Origin of the sequence: Streptomyces solincola (assembly GCF_002982015.1) — a bacterium.
Taxonomy (GTDB): domain Bacteria; phylum Actinomycetota; class Actinomycetes; order Streptomycetales; family Streptomycetaceae; genus Streptomyces; species Streptomyces solincola.
Genome location: NZ_PVLV01000443.1, coordinates 1 through 5643, shown reverse-complemented (window position 1 = coordinate 5643; position 5643 = coordinate 1). Strand labels below are relative to the sequence as shown.

Below are 5643 nucleotides of genomic sequence, written 5' to 3'. Positions count from 1 at the left end.
CCCCTGCCCCGGAGACGCCATGGACACCGCCCCCGCCCCGGACCCGACCGCCGGCCCGGTGCTCGGCACGCGGCAGCGGCGCGCCGCGCTGGCGGCGCTGCTGCGCCGGACCGCCGAGCTGTACGCGCTCGACCCGGTCCGCTACCCGCTCTACCGCGAGGACGGCCCGGGAGGCGGCGAGGACGGCCCGAGAGGTGGGCAGGGCGCCGGGTGGGTGTGGTCCCGGCGCGGCTCCTGGACGCCGGGCTTCCGGTCCGGTCTGGTGCGCCTGGCCGCCCTGACCGGCCATCTGCCCCGGCGGGCCGCCGAGGAGAGCGAGCGGCGGCTGCGGGACCGGTTGCACGACGACACGGTCACCCGTGCCATGACCTTCTGGTACGGCGCGCCGGGGGACGCCGCCTCGCGCGACGCGGCCACCGGGCTGCTGCTGGACACCCGGGAGCCGGCCTCCGGGCTGATCCCGGTGGGCACCGCCTGGGGCGCCGGCCCCGGCGGCCGGCGGCGCGCCGAGGTGGACTGCTGGGCGCCGCTGGTCCGACTGCTCTGCCGCCCCGGCGGGGCCCACCGCCGCGAGGCGCACCGGGCGGCCGCCGCGTTGGCCCGCACCGCGCTGGAGAGCGCGCTCACCGGGGCGCCCGGCGGCCGCACGGCCGTCCACCCCGGGCTCGCCCTGGGCGGGCCCGGCGGCCCGGCGCCGGAGGGGCCGCCGGTCACCGCCGGCCGGCCGTTCGCCTGGGCGCTGCTCGGGCTGGCCGAGTGCGCCGCCCATCTGCCGGCCGACGACGAGCGGACGGCCCGCCTCGCCGGCGACTGCGCCCGCGCCGCCCTGCGGATGGCCGACCAGGCCGCCGCCTTGCCGTCGGCGGACACCTCCGCCGACGCGATCACCGCGCTCGCCCTGCTGAAGCTGGCCGCCGCCGGCCACCCCGGCCGGGCGGCGGCGGCCGACCGCCTGCTGCACCGGCTCGTGACCGGCCACCTGACGCCGGACGGCGCGCTGACCGGCGCCCGCTACCCGGTCCGGCCGGGCGTGGAGCGGTCCGTGGAGTCGGTGTGGGGCGCCTACTTCCTGGCGCACGCCCTGGCGGTACGCGAGGGGGTGCCGGGCGCGGACGAGGTGTGAGCCGCCGGGGGCCGGCCGCCAGGGGCTCTCGTTCGGATCGTGCCGGGCTCGCGACGCTCCCCCGGCTCCGCCGACCCTAGTCGGCCTGCTCGCCGAACCGCAGCAGATAGGTGTCCATGATCCAGCCGTGCCGAGCCCGCGCCTCGGCGCGCAGCGAAGCGATCCGGCCGGCCACCTCGCGCAGCGGACCGGAGACCAGGATCTCGTCCGGGGTGCCGACATAGGCCCCCCAGTAGATGTGCACGTCGTCCCGGTCCGCGTACCGGGTGAAGCCCTCCCGCGCGTCCAGCATCACCACCACGTCCGCGTCCTCGCCGGGCCCCTCCTCGGCGAGCCGGCGGGCGGGGGTGAGGCGGACCGGGCGGCCCACCCGGTTGAGCGTGATGCGGTGCCGCGCCGCCAGCGCCGAGACGCTGCTCACCCCCGGGACCACCTCGACCTCCAGGGCCACCGACCCGCGGCCCGCGATCTCGTCCAGGACGGCGAGCGTGCTGTCGTACAGCGCCGGATCGCCCCAGACCAGGAACGCTCCGGTGGCGCCGGGCGGCAGCTCCTCGCGGATCAGCCGTTCGCAGACGTCGGCGCGCCGGCTGCGCCAGTCGTGGACGGCCGCCGCGTACCCGGCGCGGTCGCCGCGCTCCCGGTCGCGCCAGGGGTCCTCCGCCTCCACCAGCCGGTATCCGGGCGAGGCGTGCTCGTCGAGCATCCGCCGGCGCAGGTCGGTCAGCGAGGACTTCTCCTCGCCCTTGCCGAGGACGAAGAAGACCGAGGCGCGGCGCATCGCCTTGACCGCCGCCAGGGTGAGGTGGTCCGGGTCGCCGGCGCCGATGCCGATGACCAGGACGCGTCGTGGGTCCGTACTCATGCGCCCCAGTCTGCCCCGCCCGGCTCCGGTTCGGTCGCGGGCCCGAGCCGCGGGGCGGACGCGCCCTAGGCTGGCCTCCATGCCCCTGGCCTCGGACGCGCTGCTGCCGGTGACCCCGACCCTCGGCTGGGTCCTCGCCCTCCTCCTCGCGGCCGCCGTGGCGATCGTGGCGCTGGCCGGGCTCTCCCCGGACGCCCGCACCCGCCGCGCCCCCCAGGTGCTGCGGGCCGGACTGCGCGCGGCCGCCCAGTTGGCCGCGGTGTCGCTGGCCATCGGCTGGGTGGTCCGCTCCGGCTGGGCGCTGCCGCTGTTCCTGCTGCTGATGTACGGGGTTGCGGTGCGCACCGCCGGCCGCCGGATCACCGCAGGACCGGCCTGGCCGTGGGCGGCGCTGCCGCTGGCGGCCGGCGTCGTGCCGGTGGTGCTGCTCCTGCTGCTGACCGGCCTGGTGCCCTACCGGGGCATCACGCTGATCCCGGTGGCCGGCATCCTCGTCGGCGGCGCGCTGACCGCCACCGTGCTGGCCGGCCGGCGCGGCCTGGCCGAGCTGGGGCAGCGCCACGGCGAGGTGGAGGCCGGTCTCGCGCTCGGGCTGGCGGAGCGCGAGGCCCGGATGGAGATCGCCCGTCCGGCGGCGTCCGACGCGCTGCTGCCGGGCCTGGACCAGACCCGCACGGTCGGGCTGGTCACGCTGCCCGGGGCGTTCGTCGGGATGCTGCTCGGCGGGGCGAGCCCGCTCCAGGCGGGCGCGGTGCAGTTGTTCGTGCTGGTCGCCCTGCTGGCGGTGCAGTCCGCCGCGGTGGCCGTCACGCTCGAACTCGTCGCCCGGGGACGCCTGGCGGACGCCCCGGCCGGCTAGCGGGCCTCGTCCTCCCGTACGCCGTGCACGAAGAGCTGCGGTTCCGGCTGGGCGCCCGGGTGGTCGGGGGTGAACAGCGCCTCCCGCCGCGCCAGCACCCGTACGCCCGCCTCGGCGAGCACTTCGGTGAAGCGGTCGGCGGGGAAGCTGGTGGCCCGGACCGGCTGCCCCAGGAAGACGAACGGCACGTCCTCCACGTCGGCCGCCACGGTGGCCACCGCGACGGCGCCGCCCGGCCGCACCGCCCGCACCAGCCTCCGCAGGCCCGCCGCCTGGTCCCGCCGGCTCATGGTCAGCAGCGTGAAGTAGACGCACAGGGCGTCGAACGACTCTTCCTCGAGCGGCAGTTCGCGCAGGTCGGCGCAGTGGAATTCCGCCTCGGGCACCCGCTCGCGGGCCAGTGCCACCATGACCGGTGAGACGTCCACGCCGGTGACCCGGTGGCCGGCGGCGCTCAGCGCGGCGGCGGTGGGCCGGCCGGTGCCGCTGCCGGCGTCCAGCACCCGGCTCCCGGGCTCCAGCCGGCCCAGCAGCCACTCCAGCGACGCCCGGTGCGCCGCCGAGTGCGCGAACGCCTCCTCGTAGGCGGCCCCCAGGGCGTCGAACACCCCAGCCGCGGCGCTGGGTTCCCGCCCGTCCGGTTCCTTCGGGTCGCTCATGCCGCCTCCTCGGTGCCGCCGGTGTCGGGCATCCTCGCACGCGAGCCCCGGACCGTCACCCGCGCGGGGCCGCCACCCGGTGCGCTCAGGCCCGCTCGATCAGCCGGTGCGTCGCCGAGCGGGCCGAGGTGAGCGCGCGGGTCCGGTCGGCGCCGGGCTGGCCGAGCACCACCGGGATGCTCAACCCGTCGAGCAGCGCGATGAGTTCGCCGGCCCGGCCCGGCACGTCGAGCCCGGCCGCGAAGCGCGCGCGCCGCACGCCCTGGGCGAGCAGCTCCTCCAGGTCCGCCTGCCAGCCGCGGTCCAGCTCCTGCTGGGCCCGGCGCAGCGGCTCGTTGCCGGGGGTGCGGGCCCACAGCTCGATCCACAGCGTCCAGCGCGGGTCGCGCGAGCCGTTGGGCAGGTACAGCTCCAGGAACTGGTCGAGCTTGCGCTCTGCGGTCACCCGGCGGCCCAGCAGGGCGCGCCGCTCGCCGGTCAGCGCCGCCTCGCTCCAGCGCAGCGCCTCCAGCAGCAGCCGGTCCTTGGTGCCGAAGTAGTACAGGATGTGGCCCCCGCTGGTGCCCAGGCGGTCGGCCAGCGCGGACATGGTGAGCGAGGCCAGGCCGCTCTCGGCGATGACCGTCATCGCCTCCTCCAGCATCCGCTCCTGGGTCACCCGTCCGTCGCGCCGGCGTGCCACCGATGGTCTCCTTCGCCGTTTCCGGACCGGTAGGCCGGGGGGTCTTGACGTATCCGGATCCGAGCGTACATCTTGAATGCCGTTCTAGTTTCTTGAACAGCATTCAAGAAAGGGGGGTGCCTCATGGCGTCCCATCCGCCCGACCCGGGAGGCATCCGCACCGGCGTCACCGGGGACGAGGTCTTCCGGGTCGAGACCCACGGCATCGACCCGATACCCGACGAGGAGCGCCACGGCGGCCCCCGGGACCTGTTCTGGCTCTGGTTCGGCTCCAACCTCACCTTCACCTACGTGATCAACGGCGCCCTCGCCGTCGCCTTCGGCCTCTCCTTCTGGCAGGCCACCGCCGTCGTGGTGGCCAGCGGCCTGTCCTTCGCCGTCATCAGCGCGGCCGGACTCAGCGGCAGCCGCACCGGCACCGCCACCCTGGTGATCTCCCGGGCCGCCTTCGGCCTGCGCGGCAACCTGCCCGCCGGCGCCCTCAACTGGGTCGTCAGCATCGGCTACACCATCGTCAACACGGTCGTCGGCACCCTCGCCCTGGAGGCCCTGCTCGCCGACGCCGGCTGGCACGGCGAACCGGCCCGCGCGCTCGCGCTGCTGGTCGCCCTCGCCCTGACCTTCGCCGTCGCCATGTGGGGCCACGCCACCGTGCACCTCGCCGAACGCTGGCTCGCCTATGTGCTGGCCGCCGGCTTCGCCGTCCTGCTGGTCCTGCTGCTGCCCGGCGCCGACCGGGCGCCCGACCCGGCCGCCGCGCCCGGCGCCGCGGGCTGGAGCCTGGCCCTCGTCGTCATGCTGGCCGGCCCCTTCTCGTACCTGCCGATGCCCGCCGACTACACCCGCTACCTGCCCCGCGACACCCCGCTGCGCTCGCTGACCTGGTACGGGGCGCTGGGCGGGTTCGTCTCCTCGGTCGCCCTCGGCGTGGCCGGCGTCGCCGCCGCCACCCAGACCGACATGACCGACCCGGTCGCCGGCGCCGAAGGGCTGCTGCCGGGCTGGTTCCAGCCGGTGTTCCTGGTACTGGTGCTGCTCGGATCGGTCACCAACTCGATCCTCACCCTCTACTCCTCCAGCCTCAACCTCCAGGTGCTCGGCGTCCCCTGGAGCCGCGCCCGGGCCATCGGCATCAGCGCCGCGGTCACCGCGCTCGGCTCCCTCGGCGCGCTGTTCTACGCCGACTTCACCAGCTCGCTGCTCGGCTTCCTCTCCCTGCTGATCATCGTTTTCGCCCCCTGGGGCGGCGTCTTCCTCGCCGACATGCTGCTGCGCCGCTGCCGCTACGACGCCGCCGCCCTGCACCTCCGCGGCACCGGCGCCTACCACTACCGGGCCGGTTTCCACCCGCCCGGCATCGCCGCCCTGCTGACCGGCATGGCGTTCGCCGCGCTGACCTGCGACTCCGAGCTGTGGACCGGTCCGCTGGTCGCCCCGCTCGGCGGCGCCGACCTC

At 76.5% G+C, this 5643-nt stretch carries 6 protein-coding genes; 3 read left to right on the top strand and 3 right to left on the bottom strand.

What is annotated here, in order from left to right:
* Positions 1–1123: hypothetical protein (locus C6N75_RS24155; protein ID WP_219852907.1), on the top strand; the 1123-nt coding region annotated here is incomplete at its 5' end.
* 76 nt (positions 1124–1199) lie between these two features.
* Here the strand turns inward: C6N75_RS24155 and cobF are convergent.
* The gene (gene cobF, locus C6N75_RS24150; RefSeq protein ID WP_105871009.1) at positions 1200–1988 is read right to left on the bottom strand and encodes a precorrin-6A synthase (deacetylating); all 789 of its coding nucleotides are present in this window, start codon (positions 1986–1988) and stop codon (positions 1200–1202) included.
* A gap of 79 nt (positions 1989–2067) precedes the next feature.
* Between cobF and C6N75_RS24145 the strand changes: the two genes are divergently transcribed.
* On the top strand, positions 2068–2847 hold the full coding sequence (locus C6N75_RS24145) for an ABC transporter permease (RefSeq protein ID WP_105871008.1): 780 nt from the start codon (positions 2068–2070) through the stop codon (positions 2845–2847).
* Here the strand turns inward: C6N75_RS24145 and C6N75_RS24140 are convergent.
* Positions 2844–3506, bottom strand: coding sequence for a class I SAM-dependent methyltransferase (locus C6N75_RS24140; protein ID WP_105871007.1), 663 nt, complete (start codon positions 3504–3506; stop codon positions 2844–2846). The genes C6N75_RS24145 and C6N75_RS24140 overlap by 4 nt on opposite strands.
* Positions 3507–3591: 85 nt before the next feature.
* Entirely contained in the window at positions 3592–4149 is a 558-nt protein-coding gene (locus C6N75_RS24135; RefSeq protein WP_105871011.1) for a TetR family transcriptional regulator C-terminal domain-containing protein, read from the bottom strand.
* Positions 4150–4311: 162 nt separating this feature from the next.
* On the opposite strand from C6N75_RS24135, the gene C6N75_RS24130 reads away from it, so the two are divergent.
* The coding region (locus C6N75_RS24130) for a purine-cytosine permease family protein (RefSeq protein WP_105871006.1) at positions 4312–5643 on the top strand (1332 nt) is incomplete at its 3' end.